Source organism: Arthrobacter sp. FB24 (assembly GCF_000196235.1).
Taxonomy (GTDB): domain Bacteria; phylum Actinomycetota; class Actinomycetes; order Actinomycetales; family Micrococcaceae; genus Arthrobacter.
This window is the reverse complement of the sequence record NC_008541.1, coordinates 1,366,380-1,385,921: the sequence shown is the minus strand read 5'-3', so window position 1 is coordinate 1,385,921 and position 19,542 is coordinate 1,366,380. Positions and strand designations below refer to the sequence as shown.

Here is a 19,542-nt window from a genome sequence, read left to right as displayed (position 1 = left end):
GGCATGAAACGGGCTGAGCTGGCTCAGCACAGCGACAGACTTGGCTTCACTCCGCGGGACGCAGTGCGCTGGCTCGCCCCGGCCCAGCTGGGCAGGACCGCCGTGCGGGTTGTCCTCGCGTCCGTCTTCGCCGATTTCGGCGACAAACGTGAACTGGAGGGCGGCTTTCCCCGCTACGATCTCGACCTGGACCGGCTGCCCGTGCCCGGCCAGCCCGCGCAGCCGGTGGTCCGCGACCTGGGGCTGCCCGGAACGCAGCGCCCGTCACGCTCCGACGAACCCGGCGGGGACTCCAACGGCCGGGGAGCCGCCCTCGCGCACGGGTCCGGGGACTCCGGGGCCGCGACGCTGTGGCTGGATTTCACGGCCGACCTCGGCGACGGCTTTGATGCCACCTACACGGTGGCGTCGTTGCTGGCCGAAAAGTCGCTGCTGGTGGACGGGCATGAACTGAGCCGCGGCAAAGTTCTGGTGCTGGGCGGCGACGAGGTGTATCCGGTGGCCGCGCCGGCCGCCTACGAAGACCGCATGGTGGGGCCGTACCGGACCGCGCTGCCCGGTGGCCGCTCCCCCGGCCGGGACGGCGTGCTGCTGGCGCTTCCCGGCAACCATGACTGGTACGACGGCCTGACGTCCTTCATCCGGCTCTTCACCCGGCAACGGAACATCGGCGGCTGGCGGACCATCCAGACGCGCAGCTACTTCGCGCTCCGGCTGACGGGCGGGGATGACTCGCCCGGCTGGTGGCTCGTGGGGCTGGACAGCCAGCTGGGCCAGTACATCGACGAACCGCAGCTGGACTACTTCTACAACACGGTGACCACCAGGCTGCGGCCCGGCGATGCCATCATCCTCTGCGTGGCAGCCCCCTACTGGGTGCGGGAAACCGAAAACGCGAATGCCTTCCGGCAGGTGCATTTCTTCGAGCAGGACTACTTGCGGCGCCGTTTCAACCGCCGCGCCGGGCTGTTCGAGGAAACCGGGGCGTCCGTGCGGTTGTGGCTCACCGGGGACCTGCACCACTATTCGCGTTACGAGGAACAGGCACCGGAAGCGGCCGGCGAACGGACCGGCACCCGGCCCGGGGACGACCCGCGCCGGACCCAGCTCATCACCTGCGGCCTGGGTGGCGCGTTCCTCCTGGACGCCCGGTGGCTGCCTGCGGAGCTCACGCTGCCGGCGCACCAGCCTGCACATGCCCTCACCGGCACCGAGCCCCGCGCGCCGGCCCCGGCAGAACCACGGAGCAATCCCGGCACCGGGCGACGCTTCGCCCTGGCTCCGGGAACCTTCCCGGGCGCAGCCGAGTCACGGCAGTTCCGCGGACGCCTGGCCAATCCGCTGACGCCGTTCTGGCTTCCGCTGCGGAACCCGGGCTTCGGCTCGGCACTCGGCATCGCGCACGTGGTGGCTGCGCTGACGCTCTGGACCGTCTTCAGTGCTTTCCGCGGGCTCTCCTTCGTGGACAGCCTGCTCAGCCTGAGGGCAGGCAACACCGGGCTCCTTGCGCTGACCATCCTCGCAGTCCCCCTGTTCCTGCTCCTATTGCTGGTCACCCTCGGCACCGCGCTCGGCCTCGCCCGCGATCCCCGGGAGAACGGCGCCGGGTTCACCGTTGCCCGCGGTGCGCTGTGGCAGCTCTCGGCGCTCGGTGCGGGGATCGCCGTCGTCCTCCTCCTTCCGTGGCAGGCGGCATGGCCGCCCTTCGTGACTCTTGCGCTGGTACTCGCCATCATCTTCGCCGCCGGGTTTGCTGCCGGCAGCGAAGCGTTCGCGCTCTTCATCCTGGGCACGCCACGCGGAGAAGTGGCGTCGTGGGCCATGTCCGGCCAGGCCATTGAGGACCACAAGGGCTTCCTGCGGATCCGGATCACGGCAGACGGCAACCTGACGGTTTATCCCGTGGCAGTGGACCGCGTCTGCCGGGACTGGACCCTGGCGGAAAACGACGACGGCGGCCTCCGCCCCGTGCCCGCCGGCGGTTTGCCGCCGCTCCGGCTTTTCGAACCGCCGGTCACCATCGCCAGGGAAGGATTCGGCCAATGAACAGCCCCCGCGCCGTCACCCGGGCGGACCACGTCACGGAAGTCATCCCGTTTCCCGCCGGAGACGGCACGCCCCTGACCCTGGTGCACGTCACGTCCGCTGCACCGCCCGACGCCGGAGCTCCGGATAAAGGGCCGGTGCTGCTGGTCCACGGGGCCGGGGTCCGCGCCGAGCTTTTCCGGCCTCCGCTGCCGCGGACCCTGGTGGACGCCCTGTTGGAAGACGGCTGGGACGTCTGGCTCCTGAACTGGCGGGCCTCCATCGACTTGGAACCCCTCTCGTGGACGCTGGGCGACGCCGCCGTGTACGACCACCCTGCCGCCGTCGAATACGTCCTGGGAGTCACCGGCGCCGAAACGCTGAAGGCGGTCATCCACTGCCAGGGGTCGGTTTCCTTCACCATGGCGGCCGTGGCCGGGCTCCTGCCACGGGTGGATACGGTGGTGTCGAACGCAGTGTCCCTGCATCCCGTGATCCCGCTGTGGTCGGTCATCAAGATCACTTACCTGGCCGAGCTGCTGAAGCCGTTCACGCCCTATCTATCACCTGCGTGGGGCTACAAATCCAACGGGTACTTCTCCCGCATCCTCAGGTCCATGGTCAAGGCCACCCACCACGAATGCGACAACCTGGTCTGCCGGCTGGTCAGCTTCACGTACGGCAGCGGCCGGCCCGCGCTCTGGTCGCACGAGAACCTGGACGAGGCCACCCACAACTGGATCAGCGGGGAGTTTGCCGAGGTGCCGTTCACTTTCCTGTCCGAGATGGGCCGCAGCGTTCTGGCCCGACGCATGGTGGCCGCGGGAAACCACCCGGAACTGCCCGCGAACTTCCTGGCCGAAGCGCCGCAGACCGACGCCAGATTCTCCTTCCTGGCCGGCCGCAACAACCGCTGCTTCCTGCCCGAAAGCCAGGAACGGACCTTCGCCTTCTTCCAGGACCACAGGCCCGGCAAGGATTCCCTGCACCTGTTGTCCGGGTACGGGCACCTTGACGTCTTCTTTGGTGCCCGCGCCTGGGCGGACACCTACCCCGTCATCCTCAAGGAGCTGAACAGATGAACAAACTCATCGGTCTTGCCGCTTCCCTGCTGCGGCTCGTGCCATCACCCGTGCCGCACCGCCAGGAGCGCCTGCGCGGACAGCATGCCTCGGTGGACGGCATCAAGTACTCCATGCCGGTCAACTCCGACGATTCCCCGGTGCTGATGGCGGCCTTCCCCATCAACAAGCGCGCGGCCGCTGCCATCCTGCCCGGCACGGAACTGCGGCCGTTCAGTCTGGGTGGCAAGGGGCTGCTGGTGGTCACCGTGGTGAACTACAAGTCGACGGACATCGGCAAATACATCGAATACTCGCTGGCCATCGCCGTCACGCACGGCTCCCGGCCCGCACCTCCGCTGCTGCCGCTGGTCTTCCAAAAGACCTTCGGACTGGGCCAGTACGTGGTGGACCTGCCGGTCAGCACCGAGGTTTCGGTCAAAGGCGGCAAGGGCATCTGGGGCATGCCCAAGCACCAGGCCAACCTGGACTTCGTGGTCACCGACGCGGCGGTTTCGGCGCAGTACGACGACGGCGGCAGGCTGGGCTGCTTTATCGAAATTGAACGGCCCCCGGCTGTGGGCATCCCGCTCAAGCTCGCCGCCTCCAACTACTGCGCCTTCCGCGGGATGCTCATGAAGTCCGACATCTATTTCGAAGCCACCGGGGACATTGCCCTGGGTGGCGACGCCAGGGCCCGGCTGGTGCTGGGCGACGCGCCCGGCGTTGCCGCCCTTAAGGACCTCCAGCCGGCGGAGAACCCGGTGTTCACCGCCTACCTGCCCGAAGCTCACGGAGTGTTGGACGACCACTACGAGGCCTGGTTCCTCACGGCACCAACGGCCGAGGAAGCCGCCCGGATCCCCGGAGGCGACCCGCTCGAATCCGTCGTTGGCCTGGGCCAGGGCCAGGAATGGCTGGCCGCGCCGGACCGGAGCACCACGGCCCGCACCGGCACCGGAGACACCCGGTGAACTGGCTCCTGCTGCTGAACGCGCTGTACTTCCTGTTCGGCGCCACCATGTACGTGGGCACCATGTGGGTGCTGAAGTTCTTCCTCTACCCCACCTGGGAGTCCCTGAACCGCGGCAACGTGGACATGCACTTCGGCATCCCCACCCGCCAGGCCACCAAGTTCTTCACCGTGGTGGTCCCGCCGATGTTCATCAGCGGCATCATCCTGGTCTGGACCGAATGGGGCACGGTCCGGATCATCCCCGCGGTGCTGTGCCTCCTCGGGATCATCACCCTCACCGTGGTGGGCCAGGCCATGATCATTCCCGTCAACATCAGGATCCGGGGCGGAGACTTTGCCGACGACGCCGAACTGCGTTCCCTGCTGCGCCGGTGGATGCTGCTCAACGACATCCGCTTCTACGTTTCCACGCTCACCTGGCTTGCCATCGTCTGGCTGCTGGTGGACCGGGGCCGGCTGTGGGAGGCGTTCGCATGAGCAGGACCCAATATAAGCAGGGCACAGCATGAGCGGGGCGGTTCGTCCGTCCGGTGCGGCCCTTCCCGGCGTCGGCGCATGGATCGCGGCCGATCCGCTGCGCGCCGTCCTGGCCGCGATCGCCGTCGTCACCGTCTTTTCCGGTGCGGTGCAGATCCCGTTCGGCGGCGCCGTCCTGGAGCTGCTGGGCGCGGAGCCGACGACCTCGGCACGCCAGCTGTTCGCCACGGTGGGGATGTTCATGGTGGTGGTGGGCGGGCTTCTGCTCCACACGCTGCTGCGCCCGCAGCCCGCGGCCGAGGTGCTGCTGTGGTCCGGCGTGCAGAAGGCGGGGGCATGCGCCGCTGTCGCCATCGGTGTCCTCAACGGCGTCTTCGCGCCGGTGGCGCTGGCCGTGGCCGCGTTCGACCTTGCGACGGCGGCACTGTGCCTCATCTACTTGCGCCGCCTGGTCTACCTGCGAGGGGCCAGCGGAGGCTACGGCCCCGGTTCGGGGACCGGACCGGGGGCACGACCGTGAAGCGCTCGCTGGTCCTGGCCGGCGGCGGCATGCGCGTGGCGTGGCAGGCCGGAGTGGTGCGTGCACTGGCCGAAGAGGGGCTGCACTTTGACCACGTGGACGGGACGTCCGGCGGCATCCTGACGGCCGGCATGATGCTCTCCGGAGTGTCCCCGGCGGACATGTGCCGGAACTGGTCCGCTGTCAACGTCAAGGACTTCGGCTCGGCGCTGCCGCTGGGCGACTACGTCAAGGGGCCGTGGTCGCTGCCCGCGATCGGCGACGCCGGCGGCCTGCTCGGCAAGGTGTTCCCCGCCCTCGGGATCAACGAAGGCGAGATCCGGCGCCGCGCCGCCCTGCCGGGCGCCGTCGAAGGCACCTTCAACGTGGTGGAGTTCACCGAAAAACGCTGTCACGCAATCGACGCCCGCGACGTGGATGCCGAACTACTGGCGGCGGGAATGTCCTTGCCCATTTTCCTCACACCGCTGCGGCGGGAGGGGAAGGTCTGGACGGATGCGGTCTGGATTCGTGACGCCAACGTGGCCGAAGCCCTCCGCCGCGGCGCGGACGAGGTCTGGCTGGTCTGGTGCATCGGCAACACCGGGTACTGGGGCGACGGTCCGCTGGAGCAGTACGTACACATGATCGAGATGAGCGCCATGGGCGCGCTGCTGGCAGATTTCGAGGCTGCGGGAGCGGCCGGACGGGATTTCATCCTCCACGTGGTCAGGCCGGAGAACCCCCTCCCGCTGGACCCGGAGTTCTACCTCAACCGGATCGATGCGGACACGCTGATCGCCATGGGGTACCGGGACGCCCGCAGCTATCTCAAGGAAATGACCGCCGAAGGCCTGCCCAAGGACGCATCCTGCACTGCGATGGCGGAACCGCCCGCCGGCATCCGCTTCACCGAGCGCCTGCGCGGTGAGGCCGGCGGTCAGGACGTTCGGCTCACGGTCACGGTGGCCCTGCCCCTGGACGGTTCAGGCGCGGCGGCCGGCCTCACGGGTTTCCTCGACCACGCGCCGTTCGGTTCCAGGGTGTTCCTGGCGGGCGGACGGGTGGACGTCCGGGGCGAGTCGGTGACCTACCGGGCGTCCGTCCACGCGGGCGGCGCCTGGCACCGGCTGTCCCTGGCCAGGGTCTTCCACGACGATCCCGGACCGGACGCCTGGGAGGACACCAGGCAGGCCCGCCTCACCGTGGGCTCACTGCTGGATGCCCCGGTCACCATGGGACTGGCGGACGCGGCAGCCCTGATCGCCTCGGTGGAACCGGCAGGTGCGCACGGTCCCGGAGAACGCACCGGCGTCGTCGCAAAAGTCGTGGCCGGAGGCCTCTGGGAGGCATTCCGCCGGTATGGCTGGGCATGAAGAGCAGGGCAAGGCTGGCTACAGGGCCCTCATTGTGAGCCGGAACACATCAAAGGACACGTTTGTTGCCGGCTGGTAAACACCGTGGAACGGGCAGGGACATTCCGGCAACAACCGGGAAACACCCTCGAAAAACCGTGCGCCTAGGCTGATTCCCATCACCAACCCGGGCCTGGCAAGGGCCTCACCAGCGAAAGGGCCTTCACATGTCCGCTCCGGCACCGTCCATCTCCTCCTCCGCCACGTTCCGGGCGTCGTCCCCGGCACCGCGCGTGGTCATCGCCGGCGCCGGACCCGCTGCACGCGCCCTGGTGGGCCAGCTGGAGAGGTCCCGCTTCGCAGGCGTCATCACAGTGCTCAGCAACCGCGACGACGCCCCGTCCGAGCTCCTGGAACTGGCAGCCCTTCCCCAGGTTTCCGTCCGTTTCGGCCAGCCGGCCAGCTTCATCGATGCCGCCAACCGCATGGTGGCCACCGCGGACGGCATGGAATTCAACTACGACCAGCTGGTGATTGCCACCGGCTCCGCCCCTGCCCTGGCTCCCGTGGACGGTGCCGGCCGGTGCCTCAGCTACTCCACCATCGACGACGCCGCCCGGATCGGTGACGCCGTCAAGGAAGTCACCCGCGTACTCGGACGCAGGCCGCTGGGGATCCTTGTGGGAACGGGCCCTGAGGCCGGACAGGCCGAAGCGGTGCTGCGGGCCCGCGGTGTCCGGCCCATCCGCACCACGCTCCGGCCCGCCGCGGTGGTCCCCACCCTGGCGGGTTCGGTGCTCCCCGCCGCCGGGATCGTGTTCGAGGACGGCAGCAGCATGAACGGCGACCTGGTGGTCCTGGCCGAGGAGCGGGTGGCCCGCGACGGCCTGGCGGCGAGCGCCGGCCTTGAGACGGCAGCTAACGGCGGGATCGTGATCGGCAAGGACTTCCGGACGTCCGTTCCGGGAATCTGGGCCATCGGCGACGCCGCCTCGTTCGACGGCGTCCGCCTGGGCCTCCTCGTGGCGTCAGGCTCCGCGGCAGGCGTCTGCGCAGCCCAGCTGATGCAGGCCACGCGGCAGGAACCTGTGCCCGCTGCCGCCTAGCCCCGTTGTGGCAAGATGGTCACCTGAGAAGCCATGAAGAACACGGCGCCTGTTGCCCACAAGGCCCGGCAGGCCCACCAGGAAGGACCACCATGAGCAACGAAGCCACCGCGGCCGGCGTGTCTGAAACCCCCGCCGGCCCCACAGCCCCCGGGGCCACCGCACCCGGAGAAATAGCCTCCTTCATCGACCACACGCTGCTGAAGCCCGAGGCCAGTGAAGCGGAGATCCTCAAGGTCTGCTCGGAGGCCGCCGAGTACCATTTCAAATCCGTCTGCGTGAACCCGGTGTGGGTCAAGACCGTTACCACCGCGCTCAAGGGTTCGGGCGTCCTGACCTGCTCGGTGGTGGGCTTCCCCCTCGGCGCCACTCCCACCGACGTCAAGGCTTTCGAAGCCCGCGGTGCCGTGCTGGACGGCGCCGACGAGGTGGACATGGTGATCAACATCGCGGCCGCCCGTGCCGATGACAAAGGCGCGCTGGTTGATGACATCCGTGCCGTTGCCGAGGCCGTGCACGGCAGCGACGCCATCCTGAAGGTGATCATCGAAACGGCGCTGCTCAGCGATTCCCAGAAGGTCCTCGCGTGCGAAGCGGCAGTGGAAGCAGGCGCGGACTTCGTCAAGACGTCCACGGGCTTCAACGGCGGCGGCGCCACGGTGGAGGACGTGGCCCTGATGCGCCGCACGGTGGGCCCGGATGTCGGCGTCAAGGCCTCCGGCGGCGTGCGTTCGCTGGCCGACGCTCAGGCTATGATTGCTGCAGGTGCAACACGTATTGGCGCCAGCTCCGGAATTGCGATCGTCAAAGGCGAACAGGGTTCGTCCGCGTACTGACCGGTTCCGGAAGCGCCACAGTTTTTGAGCCCTGCGGGGCGTTTTGAGCCCTGCGGGGCCGAGGAGGAATGAATGTCCAAGACCGTTGATAGCCCCAAGACCCCTCAGAACGAGAACAGCCTTGCCGGCAGCATCGCCGTTTTCGTGGTCATGATGGCCCTGTTCCTCGGCTCCATCTACTCGTTGTCCTTCCTGACGTTGGGCAACCCGTGGCCGATGGCCGTCTGCCTGATCCTCTTCGCCGCTGCGTTCTGGATCCCGCAGACCCTCCTGGGCCGTTCGGATTCGGCCGGCGAGAACTAAGACTTTCGCGTTAGACAGCTGAGGCCCCCGGATCATCCGGGGGCCTCAGCTGTTTAAGCTGTTTAACGCGGTCAGCCCGTGCCGAACAGGCTGTTGACCAGGGTGCTTCCCAGCGCCAGCGCTGCCGGGAAATGTGTCCTGGCCAGCGCCCAGGCGGCCACGCACATCCCCACCATGGCGTAGGCGCTGACGGGAATCAGCACGAGCCACTCGCGCCGGGAGCCGGCCCGTCCCAGCAGCGGTATGGAGAACGCGCCGTTCGCCTTCCACACGTCGTTGAGCACCGGAAGCTTCCGCAGGAACCGGGGCGGCTTGATCACGATCGGCCAGAGCAGGGGCACTCCCCCGGTAGTGATCATGTCGCCGACGATGTGCACAGCCACCCCGGTCAGCATGGAGACGGGAAGCCAGGTCCATTGGTCCGGCGCGAACCAGGTGACCAGTCCGGCCATGGTCAGGGCGAAGAGCCAGTTGCTGATGAAGCCTGACTTGGGGAAGAACTTCAAGGCCTTGGCGGCGATGTTGATCATGAACATGCACAGCAGGCCGGCACCCACTGACAGCAGGCCCCAGTCCGTGTGCAGCTGGAGCTGCCCGGCAATGGTGGCCAGCAGCACGAAGAAGGCAGCGCCGAGCACTGAGTGCGTCCCCTGCCGGTGCCCGCCGCTGGCATTTTCGATCCTCACGGCTATCACGTTGGACAGCGGCGGCAGTGAATTGGCCACGGTGCTGTGCCGGTGGTCCCAGTCGCACACCAGCGCGGTTCCGGCCGTCGCCATGCCGCCGATCAGGATTCCGGTGGCGTCCAGCGGGTACCAGCCCAGGGTGTACGGCCCCGTCGAGGCGATAGCTACCCACGCCGCGGCTCCTGACGCGGCGTGGTGTCCTCCCATCATGCGGCTAACCGACTGTGAGCGGGGCGTCGGAGAAGATGTTCCGGATGACGCCGTTGGCCCACTCCAGGATCTCGGCGTCCTGCAGGTCGCGGCCGCCGATCCGGGCCGTCTTGGGCTTGGGGATGAGCACCGCGTCCAGGGCAGGCTTGGACTGCGAGCCCGGGTACATCCGGGCAAGCCGCATGGTCTTCGATTCGGGCAGCTGTGCCGGGGAGAACTTGATGAAGTTTCCCTGCAGGGCGACGTCGGACAGCCCGGCTTCGCGGGCCCCTACCCGGAAGCGTGCGACGGCGATCAGGTTCTGGGCGGGCAGCGGCGGTTCGCCGTAGCGGTCCACCAGTTCGGCCAGGACCTCGTCGATGGCTTCGTTCGTGAGTGCGGACGCCAGCTTTCTGTAGGCCTCGAGGCGCAGCCGTTCACCCGGCACGTAGTCGTGCGGAAGGTGGGCGTTGACGGGGAGCTCGATCTTCATTTCCGCGGCCTTCTCCTCGGCCTCGCCGCGGAAGTCCGCGACGGCTTCGCCCACCAGGCGGATGTAGAGGTCGAAGCCCACGCCCTGGATGTGGCCGGACTGTTCGCCGCCCAGCAGGTTGCCCGCGCCGCGGATTTCGAGGTCCTTCATCGCCAGCTGCATGCCGGCGCCGAGCTCGTTATGCGCTGCCACGGCTTTGAGCCGTTCCAGCGCCACCTCGCCCAGCGGCTTCTCGGAGGGGTACAGGAAGTACGCGTAGGCGCGTTCGCGGCCGCGGCCCACGCGTCCGCGCAGCTGGTGCAGCTGGGACAGTCCGTACTTGTCCGCCCCGTCCACGATCAGGGTGTTGGCGTTGGAGATGTCCAGGCCCGTTTCGATGATGGTGGTGCACACCAGCACGTCGAAGCGCTTCTCCCAGAAGTCCACGATGATCTGCTCGAGGCGGCTCTCGGACATCTGGCCGTGGGCCACCTCCACCCGGGCTTCCGGCACCAGCTCACGGATCTTGGCGGCGGTCCGTTCGATGGAGGACACGCGGTTGTGGACGAAGAACACCTGGCCCTCGCGCATCAGTTCGCGCCGGATGGCCGCGGAAGTCTGCTTGTCCGTGTACGGGCCCACATAGGTCAGCACCGGGTGGCGCTCTTCCGGCGGGGTGGCCAGGGTGGACGTCTCACGGATGCCGGTCAGCGACATCTCCAGGGTGCGCGGGATCGGTGTGGCGCTCATGGCCAGGACGTCCACGTTGGTGCGCATCTTCTTGAGCGCTTCCTTGTGTTCGACACCGAAGCGCTGCTCCTCATCCACGATCACCAGGCCCAGGTCCTTGAACGCAAAGTCCTTGGACAGGAGCCGGTGCGTGCCGATCACCACGTCAACGGAACCGTTCTTGACGCCTTCCGCGGTCTCCTTGGCCTCCTTCGATGCCTGGAAGCGGGACAGCGGCTTCACCCGCAGCGGGAAGCCGGAGAACCGTTCCGTGAAGGTTTCATAGTGCTGCTGGGCCAGCAGGGTGGTGGGCACCAGCACGGCCACCTGCTTGCCGTCCTGGACGGCCTTGAAGGCGGCGCGGACGGCGATTTCGGTCTTGCCGTAGCCCACGTCGCCGGACACCAGCCGGTCCATGGGGATCTCGCGTTCCATGTCCGCCTTGACCTCGTTGATGGTGGTCAGCTGGTCCGGGGTTTCCACATAGGGGAACGCCTCTTCCAGCTCGCGCTGCCACGGGGTGTCGGGGCCGAAGGCGAAGCCCTTGGAGGCCATCCGGGCCGAATACAGCCGGATGAGTTCGCCGGCGATCTCCTTGACTGCCTTGCGTGCCTTGGACTTGGTGCTGGCCCAGTCCGAGCCGCCCATCTTGCTGAGCGCGGGAGTGTCGCCGCCCACGTAGCGGGTGACCTGGTCCAGCTGGTCCGTGGGCACAAAGAGCCTGTCGCCGGGGGCGCCGCGCTTGGACGGAGCGTATTCCAGGACGAGGTATTCGCGGACGCCCTCTCCGCCTCCCGCCACCTTCCGCTGGATCAGCTCCACAAAGCGGCCGATGCCGTGCTGTTCGTGGACTACATGGTCGCCCGCCACCAGTTGCAGCGGGTCCACGGCGTTCCGCCGCTTGGAGGGCATGCGCCGCATGTCCTTCGTGGATCCCGCGGACGTGCGTCCCAGCAGGTCCGCTTCCGTCAGCAGGCCCAGTTTCAGCCCGTCCAGGACAAAACCGCGTCCGACGGCGGCAGTGGTCACCTCGATGATGCCGGGCTGGGGCTCGTGGTCGAGCGAGTCGACCCGGGCGCAGGGGATGTCTGCGTCATGGAACAACTCGGCCAGTCGCTGGGCCGGGCCTGGGCCCTCCGTGGCCACCACAATGCGCCACTGGTCCCGGACGTGCGAACCGATGAACTCCATCATTTCCGCTACGTCCCCCTGGTAGCCGCGGGGCTCCCGGGCGTGCAGGTTGAGCACGTTGATGTCCGGCGTCAACTCTTCGTCGGTGGCCAGCGAGGTGATGGACCACCACGAGACCTCCTGGCCGAGGGCCGAAGTGCGCGTTTCCGTGAGGGACCGGAAGCTGGCGGAGTGGAGGGCGGCCGAGGCGGCGGAGCTCAGGTCAAGAGGCGCCGTGCCGCCGTCAGAGGCAGTGGACCACGCAGCCTCGAGGAATTCCTCGTTCGTGGCGGCGAGGTCGTGGGCGCGCGTGCGGACCTTTTCCGGCTCGATCACCACGGAGATGGACCCGCCAGGCAGTTGCTCCACGAAGGGAACCATGGCGTCCACCAGCACGGGTGCCAGGGACTCCATGCCTTCCACCGTGATGCCCCCGGCGATCTTTTCGAGCATGTCGGCAGCCGCGGGCAGCTCGGTTTTGAGCGTGGCGGCCCTGGACATCACGGAGGGGGTGATCAGGATCTCGCGGCACGGCGGCGCATGCAGTTCAGTGGGGTGGTGCAGGCCGGGAGATGAGAGGGAACGCTGGTCCGCCACGGCGAACCAGCGCATCTGGTCCACCTCGTCGCCGAAAAACTCCACCCGGATCGGGTGGTCCTCCGTGGGCGGGAAGACGTCCAGGATGCCGCCGCGGACCGCGAACTCGCCGCGGTGGGTCACCATGTCCACACGGGCGTAGGCGGCGTCGGAGAGGCTGCGGACCACGTCGCTAAACGGGGCGTCCTGGCCCACCTTCAGCGTGACGGGCTTGAGGTCGCCCAGGCCTGCGACGATCGGCTGAACCACGGCTCGGACAGGCGCCACCACTACGCGGAGCGGCCCTCCGGAGGCTGTCTCCGGGTGGGCCAGCCGGCGCAGCACGGACAGGCGGCGGCCAACAGTGTCTGAACGCGGGGACAACCGTTCGTGCGGGAGTGTCTCCCAGCTGGGGAATTCGGCCACGGAACCGGCCGGCAGGAACGCCCGCAGCGCCGCGGTGAGGTCCTCCGCTTCCCGGCCGGTGGCGGTGACGGCCAGCACCAGGGGTGCCCCGGCGTCGTCGTTGCTTGCCGCCGGGGACGCGCCGTCACCGGAGTGCAGCGCCGCGAGGCCGTCGGACATCTCCGCCAGCAGCGCCGCGCGCAGCCCGGCCGGCGCACTGATCTGATAATCCTCGCTGCGGGTTCCAAAACTCCGGGACGCTTCAGCCTGCACGCGGGCAAACGTTGTGTCTCCGGCGAGCGCGCGGCGAAGGCCTGTAAGTGACGGGCCGGTGAGGCTCATGGCAGAAGCTCCTGAAATGATCACGGGAAAGCAGGCAACACGAAAACCCGAAATTCGCGAGAATCCCGGGTCTTCCCAGCCTACCGCGACCGCGGAGCCTGCGTGCGATTGCCTGTGTACGAGGGCGTCAGACCGCGGCCCGGGCGCGCTGCAGAAAGGAATCAAGGATGCGTCCGGCGTTCTCCCGGGTGAACACGGGATCCGCGCCGGGTTCCTGTCCGTGGCGGGTTCCTTTCATTGACTCGCCCAGGTACAGCAGGGCAGCCAGTGCTTCTGTCAGCTCCACATCCGCCTCGGCGCGCCGGCGGAGGAGCCGCAGGTGCGCCGCCTGAAGCGCCGGACCCGGCGCGCAGCCCAGGTCCCGGTCGAATATCCTTCGGCACCGGGCATAGGCAGACAGGCCTTCGGCCGGAAGCCCGGACAGTTCGTAGCCCGTCACCAGCACGGTCCAGGCCCGTTCGTTGAGGGGATCGCATGCCACCGCCGACTGCGCCCAGAACACGGACTCAGTGGGGCGGTTAAGCAGGACCGCTGTTTCTGCGGCCAGGACCTGGGCCTCCACCCGTTCGGCGCTGAGCCGCGTCCTGGCTTCATCGGCCCAGTCGGAGGCCAGCTCTGACCCGAGCAGCGGATCGGCGGATAGCCGCAGGGCCTCCGTCAGCATGGCATACGCGTCCCGGGGATCTGCCTGGCCGGCATCCCGCACCAGCCGGCGGAACGTCCACAGGTCCAGGTCCACCAGCGAGGGGTCCAGGACATAACCGCCGTTGGCCGTGCGGAGCGGACCGTTCCTGGTGTCGCCCGGCTGGATTACCCGCCGGATTCCGCACACGTAGCTCTCCAGCGTCGCGGTCGTTCCGCCGCCGGCGCTGGAACCCCAGAGAATTTCTATGATGCGGCTTTTGGATACCGGGCTGCCTAAATTCAGCAACAGGACTTCCAGAATATGCCGCGGTTTGCATCCGCCGATGTCGGCCGCGGCCAGCAACGCCCCATTGCGCCGAATTTCAAACATTCCGAACAATCGGACAGATATTGATTTTGACAATTCAGGAGTTGTCCCCACGATGTTCTCCATTTTCCCCAGGTAAACGCCAAACACGCGTCTTCCGCAAGGACCAGGCAGCGGTGCGATGCTCCCGGTCCGGCTTTACAAATCCACCGTGCCATGGTCAGGAAATGCCTCCAAGCCATTCACATACCTGTCTTTTCGGGAGCGTAAAAGACAGGTATCTAGCTGCCGGCCTCCGGGTATTCCGGCCGACGAAGCAGGAATAAAAACAAGTAAGGGGAGTGAATGGAGTTACCTCTGGCTGAGTACCGTCCGAAACGGGTAAGGAGTGACGAATGACAGCCAAAAGGCAGGCCCCGGAATCCTCCGGAGCCTGCCTTTGGCTATGGACGGAACTGGTGCTAGCCGGCCGCCCGGTTGCTCATCCTGTAGAGGAAGGCTGCCATGGCGTCACGGCTGATCGGCTGCAGCGGCCGGTAGGTCACCGTACCGTTGGCCTCCGTCCAGCCCGTGGAAATGCCCTGGTCCGCCAACCACGCCATCTCCTTGTAGAACTGCTGGCCCGTGGACACATCCGCGAACGGCGACACCGCCGGGGCAGTGAACGCCGGCGAGCCGGCCGCCCGGTAGAGGAAGGCTGCCATGGCGTCACGGCTGATGGACTGCAGCGGCCGGTAGGTCACCGTACCGTTGGCCTCCGTCCAGCCCGTGGAAATGCCCTGATCCGCCAACCACGCCATCTCCTTATAGAACTGCTGGCCCGTGGACACATCCGCGAACGGCGACACCGCCGGGGCAGTGAACTCCGGCGAGCCGGCCATCCGGTAGAGGAAGGCTGCCATGGCGTCACGGCTGATGGACTGCAGCGGCCGGTAGGTCACCGTACCGTTGGCTTCCGTCCAGCCGGTGGAAATGCCCTGATCCGCCAGCCACGCCATCTCCAGGTAGTAGAGCTGGTTGGTGGAAACATCGGCAAACGGTGATACCGCCGGCGGCACGTAGGCCGGTACGCGCGGTGTCACCTCGTTGGATGCTGCCGACAGCGGGCTTTCGCCGGCTGAATTGACCGCCCGGACCTGGAAGTTGTAGGCCGTACCGTTGCTCAGTCCGGTGACCTGATGGCTGGTTGCGCTGCCGGGAACTCCGTCGATGGTCCTGACCACGGTGGTGCCGGTGCGCACCACAATGCTGAAGGAGTCAGCGGGGAACCCGCCTGCCGGCGCCGCGAAGGCCACCGTCGCCGAGGTGTTTCCCGCCACGGCCGTTCCAATCAGAGGAGCGGCCGGAGCCTGGATGACAGCCGGAACGAGGTTCACGGTCTGGTCGGTGAACCTCAACTGTTCAACGTTGGTGATCCGGTCCGTGCCGTCGGCGCCGGTTCCGCCGGTGTGGGCCACGGTGGTGACTCCCCCGACAGTGCTGATCTGGTACTCATTCCGGGCGCCGGAGAACACTGCCGTGTCGACGTCGGCCTCGCCAGGGCTGGCGAGGATTTCCCGGACGATCTCCACGTTGCCGGGATCGATGGACCCGGCCATGATGTCCGCCTGGAGTTCGGTCAGCGACGTCGCGGTCCTGATCTCGGAGCCGCCCGGTCCGTCGAGGACGCTGAGCCGGACGTTGAGCCATTTGTCGCCGTCGATGATGTCATCGGCGCCGTTGCCCCAGATCTGGTCGCTGCCGGAGCCGCCAATGATGATGTTGCCGGCTCCGAAGGTGGTGGCACCCGCAGGCAGCAGGCCGGCCAGGCCGCTGATCCGGGCAATACCGGCTGCGTCCAGTTCGTTGCTGAGGCCTTCGACGTTGACCTCGGTGTTGGGCACGGACGGCACCTCGTCGTCGCCGCGGAGAACGTCGTCCTTGTCCCAGCCGGAGAGCGCCTCGACCAGGAGGAAACGGTCCTTGAGGGCGTTCGGGCCGTCGACGATGATCTGGCGCATGTCCGAATCGGCCGGTTCGACAGAGCGTGCGTGCGTAACCCAGTCGAAGCCGAACACTCCGTGGTTGCGTTCGATGCCGGGGCCGGCGACCATCACGTCGTCGCCGCCTTCGGCGTCGTAGTCGTCTTCGCCGGAACCGCCGGTCAGGACGTCATGGCCCGGAGCGTTGATGTCGTCGAAGAACGGTGCGCCGCTATCGCCCTGCAGCAGGTCGTTGGAGTTACCGCCTTCCTGCCAGTCATCGCCCCCGCCGCCGAATACCGTGTCCGGTCCGTCGCCGGCAAGGACCAGGTCGTTGCCTTCGCCGGCGAACGTCTCGTTGCCGTTGAGGCCGCCGTTGGAGAAGTCGTCGCCATCTCCGGACATGATGATGTCCAGGCCCGGGCCGGCGTCGATGGCGTCGTTTCCGTTGCCGCCCTTCAGGACGTCGTCGCCGTGCGAGTCCGTGATCCGGTCGTTTCCGTCACCGCCAAGGACAGTGTCGGCACCGTCATTGCCTTCGATGATGTCCTGGCCGTCGTTGCCCCAGAACGTATCGTTGTCGATGCCGCCCCAGATCCGGTCACCGAGAGCGGTGCCGTTGAAGGTGGACTGGGCGTTGAGGCCCGGACGGTCCACGGTGTTGCTGACGCGGTACCGAATCGTGCCGTCCGACATCCTCATGAGGAGGGCGGATTCGTCGCAGGCGGAGGCCGGGTCGTCCGCCACGGAGTTTCCGGTGCCTGCGGTGATGCGGCCGAGCTCGAACTCGCAGTCCGCCACGCCGAAGACGTCCGCCTTGAGGGCTTCCGCATCCGTGTTGCGCATGATCAGCTCTGCCAGCGAGTTGCCTTCCAGCTGCGTGCGGAGGTTCAGTCCCGAGGTGCGCGACAGGTAGTACAGCCGGTCCCCGTCCTGCAGGTCCGTCATCTGGCGTTCAAAGATGTAGTTGAACGTGGAGCCCAGGAGTCCGCCGAAGAGGTTCTGGCGCTCCGCGAGGCCGCCCACCCACAGGTCCACGTTGTTCAGGCCGCTGGGCTGCGATGCCCAGGCTCCGGCGCTGTTGACGAAGTCGTAGGAGTCCGCGGGAGTGGCAGGGTCAGCGGTGTCCATGTCGAACAGCCGCTGGGCCGCTGCGCGCTTGTCCGTGATGGACGCTGCCGCGGTGATCGTCTCATGGGTGCCGTAAGCGGCCATGAAGTTGACCACGGAATCCGGGTGCTTCAGATTCTGGCCGAAATCCACCCAGCTGGTGTAGGGCTTCAGCGAGGACTCGCCGGTGCTGGCGTACAGCTGGGTGCGGAAGTTGTTCAGGGACGGGATGCCCGTGTCCCGGCCGCGGGCAAGGTTCAGCGAGGCAAGGTCCAGGGGCAGGCCGAGGACGTTGTTCCGCAGGGTGTCGGTCACGAACTCGTCGAGTTCCGCACCAACCTGGTCCGTCATCCCCATGGCGATGGCACCGGCTGCCTGCTTGGGATTCAGGGTTCCCGCAGTGCTCTCGTAGTAGGCCGGCGGGTTGAGGAACGCGTCCAGCAGCGGCATCCCGATATCCGTGCCGTCGTTGAGCTTGCGGTCAACGGTTTCGGTGAGCATCGAGTGGCCGAACCGGTAGGTGGCGTGGGCAAACTCCGCCTGGATGGCGGGGTCGATGCCGGTGTCCGACTGCGTAAAGACGTTGAAACCGTTGATGCCGGGCTGGATCTTGCGGGCAAAGTCCTCGAACACGATGTGCTGGTACTCCATCTCGGTCACATAGCGTGCCGCCTGGAACAGCCGTTCACCGTTCCACTGCCCGTTGGGAAGCTTCCATTCGTTGAGGTCGAGGTTCTGTGAAGTGAGAAGCTCCTCCATGTAGCCCACCAGGCGGTTGTGCTCGGAGTGGAACACCTGGTGGATCGCCGTCAGGCCGATGTTCTCGTTGACGCGGCCGTCACCGGCAACGAAGTGCTTGTCCAGCATTTCATCGTCATAGCGGCCGGCCGGGCGCGGCTCGTTGACGCCGTTGACGTCCTCGTCGTCATCCGGCTGCAGCGGGGCCCCGGTCTGGGAGTTGAAGGGCGCCGCGTTGTGGCCGATGTCGTCCAGGAAGGCGATGCCGATCCGTTCCACGTTGGCCGGCGGTGCCACCGGAGCCGCCAGGTTTCCTTCAACGCGCCCGGTAGCGGTCTCGTACTGCGGGAGTCCGTTCGGCCCGCGCAGGAACCGGCCGTACTGGTCGGTGGCCAGCTTGGGAATGTCCGCCACGTCAACGTCCGACAGTTCAAGCCCCAGCATCGTCCGGGCCTGTTCCTTGATACGGGCCCATGTTGCCATGCCGCCGGGTTCGCCCTCGATGAGCTCGCCGGTGGACACGGGATCGCCGTTTTCATTCAGGGTGTATTCGCGCAGGAACACCTGGTGGGACGAATGCGAGGAATACGTCTGGCTCTGGTCCACCCACGGAGAGTCCGTGTTGGTGGCGTTCTGCTCGTCGTCGGCTGTTCCCAGGACGCCGTCAGGACCGGGCTGGTTCTCCGCCCTGTTCAGCAGCATGAAGTTGGTGCGCCCGCCCGGAACATATAACGGGTCGTCCGGAGACAACGGCATCATGACGTAGTTCTTGGTCTTCTTGGTGAAATCCACGCCGTGGTCGAAGAACTGGCCAAAGAGCGCGAACATGCCGTTGTAGGGCGGCGAAAGGCCGAAGTCCGTGGTGACGTTGGGAATGTCGAGGGTCTCTCCCTCGGGCACGCAGTTTTCCGGAAGTCCGTTGCCGTCGCAGGGCACGGCCGTGGGGCCGTCGTTGACCGTTCGGTGCGCCTTGCCGGCCGCGGCTACAGCTGCGGGGTTGGTTGCGGTCTGGTCCACAATGACGTTGCTGACGAAGCGCGGGCCGTTATCGGTGACGTTGGCGTTGACGGATTCGTAGTTCTGTCCGCCGGACGACGTGCGCCATTCCGGGTCCGACAACCGGGGGAACTCACGGCTGGCGGAGCCGTAGCCGCTTTGGCCGGCCACCAGGTTGTTGTCGGTACCGTCAACGGTCCGCAGGCCGTAAGGCAGCAACGGGCTGGCCACCTGGTTGGGGCCGTCGCCCAGGAGCGGCTGGCCGGGAACGTCGTTCCCCTGTGCGTCCTCTCTGGTGGCGTTGTTTTCGGCGATTTTGATCTGCTTGAGAATGAACCGCATATCGCCGGCATTGAGGGTGAATCCCTGGCCCGTCGGAGCCGCGGAAGCGGCTGGTGCCAGAACTGAGGGGACAACCCCCGCCCCGATCAGAAGGGCCAGCGCACCGGCGGTGACCTTGCGGGTCACGCCGGCCGCCGGGCCCTGCGGATGAGGCGTGCCGTCCCCCTTTCGGGACTTGCGATGTTTAGCCATGTCGTTTTCCTCCATCGAGTTCGTACCGGCTCCCCCCTCTACGT

General features: G+C 67.1%; 13 protein-coding genes. 9 read left to right on the top strand and 4 right to left on the bottom strand.

The window, feature by feature from the left end; genetic code table 11:
- Window positions 1-3 precede the first annotated feature (3 nt).
- The 9 genes from ARTH_RS06370 to ARTH_RS06330 all read left to right on the top strand — a co-directional run bounded on the left by ARTH_RS06370 (window position 4) and on the right by ARTH_RS06330 (window position 8,638).
- Window positions 4-2,046, top strand: a complete 2,043-nt coding sequence (locus ARTH_RS06370) for a hypothetical protein (protein WP_011691115.1) — start codon at window positions 4-6, stop codon at window positions 2,044-2,046.
- Window positions 2,043-3,107, top strand: coding sequence for an esterase/lipase family protein (locus tag ARTH_RS06365; protein WP_011691114.1), 1,065 nt, complete (start codon window positions 2,043-2,045; stop codon window positions 3,105-3,107). The genes ARTH_RS06370 and ARTH_RS06365 overlap by 4 nt, the downstream gene beginning before the upstream one ends.
- Window positions 3,104-4,060, top strand: coding sequence for an acetoacetate decarboxylase family protein (locus ARTH_RS06360; protein WP_011691113.1), 957 nt, complete (start codon window positions 3,104-3,106; stop codon window positions 4,058-4,060). Before ARTH_RS06365 ends, ARTH_RS06360 begins: the two co-directional genes overlap by 4 nt.
- Window positions 4,057-4,539, top strand: a complete 483-nt coding sequence (locus tag ARTH_RS06355) for a hypothetical protein (RefSeq protein WP_011691112.1) — start codon at window positions 4,057-4,059, stop codon at window positions 4,537-4,539. Before ARTH_RS06360 ends, ARTH_RS06355 begins: the two co-directional genes overlap by 4 nt.
- A gap of 28 nt (window positions 4,540-4,567) precedes the next feature.
- Window positions 4,568-5,059 (top strand): hypothetical protein, encoded by a 492-nt coding sequence (locus ARTH_RS23780; protein WP_232223599.1) that lies wholly within the window; start codon window positions 4,568-4,570, stop codon window positions 5,057-5,059.
- On the top strand, window positions 5,056-6,414 hold the full coding sequence (locus ARTH_RS06345) for a patatin-like phospholipase family protein (protein ID WP_043429543.1): 1,359 nt from the start codon (window positions 5,056-5,058) through the stop codon (window positions 6,412-6,414). The genes ARTH_RS23780 and ARTH_RS06345 overlap by 4 nt, the downstream gene beginning before the upstream one ends.
- A gap of 206 nt (window positions 6,415-6,620) precedes the next feature.
- A complete protein-coding gene (locus ARTH_RS06340; protein ID WP_011691110.1) occupies window positions 6,621-7,499 on the top strand; it encodes an FAD-dependent oxidoreductase in 879 nt (292 codons plus the stop codon).
- 92 nt (window positions 7,500-7,591) lie between these two features.
- Window positions 7,592-8,335, top strand: coding sequence for a deoxyribose-phosphate aldolase (gene deoC, locus ARTH_RS06335; protein WP_011691109.1), 744 nt, complete (start codon window positions 7,592-7,594; stop codon window positions 8,333-8,335).
- A 72-nt stretch (window positions 8,336-8,407) separates the two neighbouring features.
- Window positions 8,408-8,638, top strand: a complete 231-nt coding sequence (locus ARTH_RS06330; protein ID WP_011691108.1) for a hypothetical protein — start codon at window positions 8,408-8,410, stop codon at window positions 8,636-8,638.
- 71 nt (window positions 8,639-8,709) lie between these two features.
- On the opposite strand, the gene ARTH_RS06325 is transcribed toward ARTH_RS06330, so the two are convergent.
- The 4 genes from ARTH_RS06325 to ARTH_RS06310 all read right to left on the bottom strand — a co-directional run bounded on the left by ARTH_RS06325 (window position 8,710) and on the right by ARTH_RS06310 (window position 19,498).
- Window positions 8,710-9,534, bottom strand: coding sequence for a metal-dependent hydrolase (locus tag ARTH_RS06325; RefSeq protein ID WP_011691107.1), 825 nt, complete (start codon window positions 9,532-9,534; stop codon window positions 8,710-8,712).
- A gap of 4 nt (window positions 9,535-9,538) precedes the next feature.
- A complete protein-coding gene (mfd, locus tag ARTH_RS06320) occupies window positions 9,539-13,207 on the bottom strand; it encodes a transcription-repair coupling factor (RefSeq protein ID WP_011691106.1) in 3,669 nt (1,222 codons plus the stop codon).
- 127 nt (window positions 13,208-13,334) lie between these two features.
- Window positions 13,335-14,222 (bottom strand): AfsR/SARP family transcriptional regulator, encoded by an 888-nt coding sequence (locus ARTH_RS06315; protein WP_071067491.1) that lies wholly within the window; start codon window positions 14,220-14,222, stop codon window positions 13,335-13,337.
- Between the two features lie 398 nt (window positions 14,223-14,620).
- The gene (locus ARTH_RS06310; RefSeq protein ID WP_011691104.1) at window positions 14,621-19,498 is read right to left on the bottom strand and encodes a peroxidase family protein; all 4,878 of its coding nucleotides are present in this window, start codon (window positions 19,496-19,498) and stop codon (window positions 14,621-14,623) included.
- Window positions 19,499-19,542 lie beyond the last annotated feature (44 nt).

Coding starts and splice junctions, on each gene's coding strand:
- ARTH_RS06315 (WP_071067491.1), bottom strand. CDS start 14,222: ATGTTTGAAATTCGGCGCAATGGGGCGTTGCTGGCCGCGGCCGACATC.
- ARTH_RS06325 (WP_011691107.1), bottom strand. CDS start 9,534: ATGATGGGAGGACACCACGCCGCGTCAGGAGCCGCGGCGTGGGTAGCT.
- ARTH_RS06340 (WP_011691110.1), top strand. CDS start 6,621: ATGTCCGCTCCGGCACCGTCCATCTCCTCCTCCGCCACGTTCCGGGCG.
- ARTH_RS06370 (WP_011691115.1), top strand. CDS start 4: ATGAAACGGGCTGAGCTGGCTCAGCACAGCGACAGACTTGGCTTCACT.
- ARTH_RS23780 (WP_232223599.1), top strand. CDS start 4,568: ATGAGCGGGGCGGTTCGTCCGTCCGGTGCGGCCCTTCCCGGCGTCGGC.
- mfd (WP_011691106.1), bottom strand. CDS start 13,207: ATGAGCCTCACCGGCCCGTCACTTACAGGCCTTCGCCGCGCGCTCGCC.
- ARTH_RS06330 (WP_011691108.1), top strand. CDS start 8,408: ATGTCCAAGACCGTTGATAGCCCCAAGACCCCTCAGAACGAGAACAGC.
- deoC (WP_011691109.1), top strand. CDS start 7,592: ATGAGCAACGAAGCCACCGCGGCCGGCGTGTCTGAAACCCCCGCCGGC.
- ARTH_RS06310 (WP_011691104.1), bottom strand. CDS start 19,498: ATGGCTAAACATCGCAAGTCCCGAAAGGGGGACGGCACGCCTCATCCG.
- ARTH_RS06360 (WP_011691113.1), top strand. CDS start 3,104: ATGAACAAACTCATCGGTCTTGCCGCTTCCCTGCTGCGGCTCGTGCCA.
- ARTH_RS06365 (WP_011691114.1), top strand. CDS start 2,043: ATGAACAGCCCCCGCGCCGTCACCCGGGCGGACCACGTCACGGAAGTC.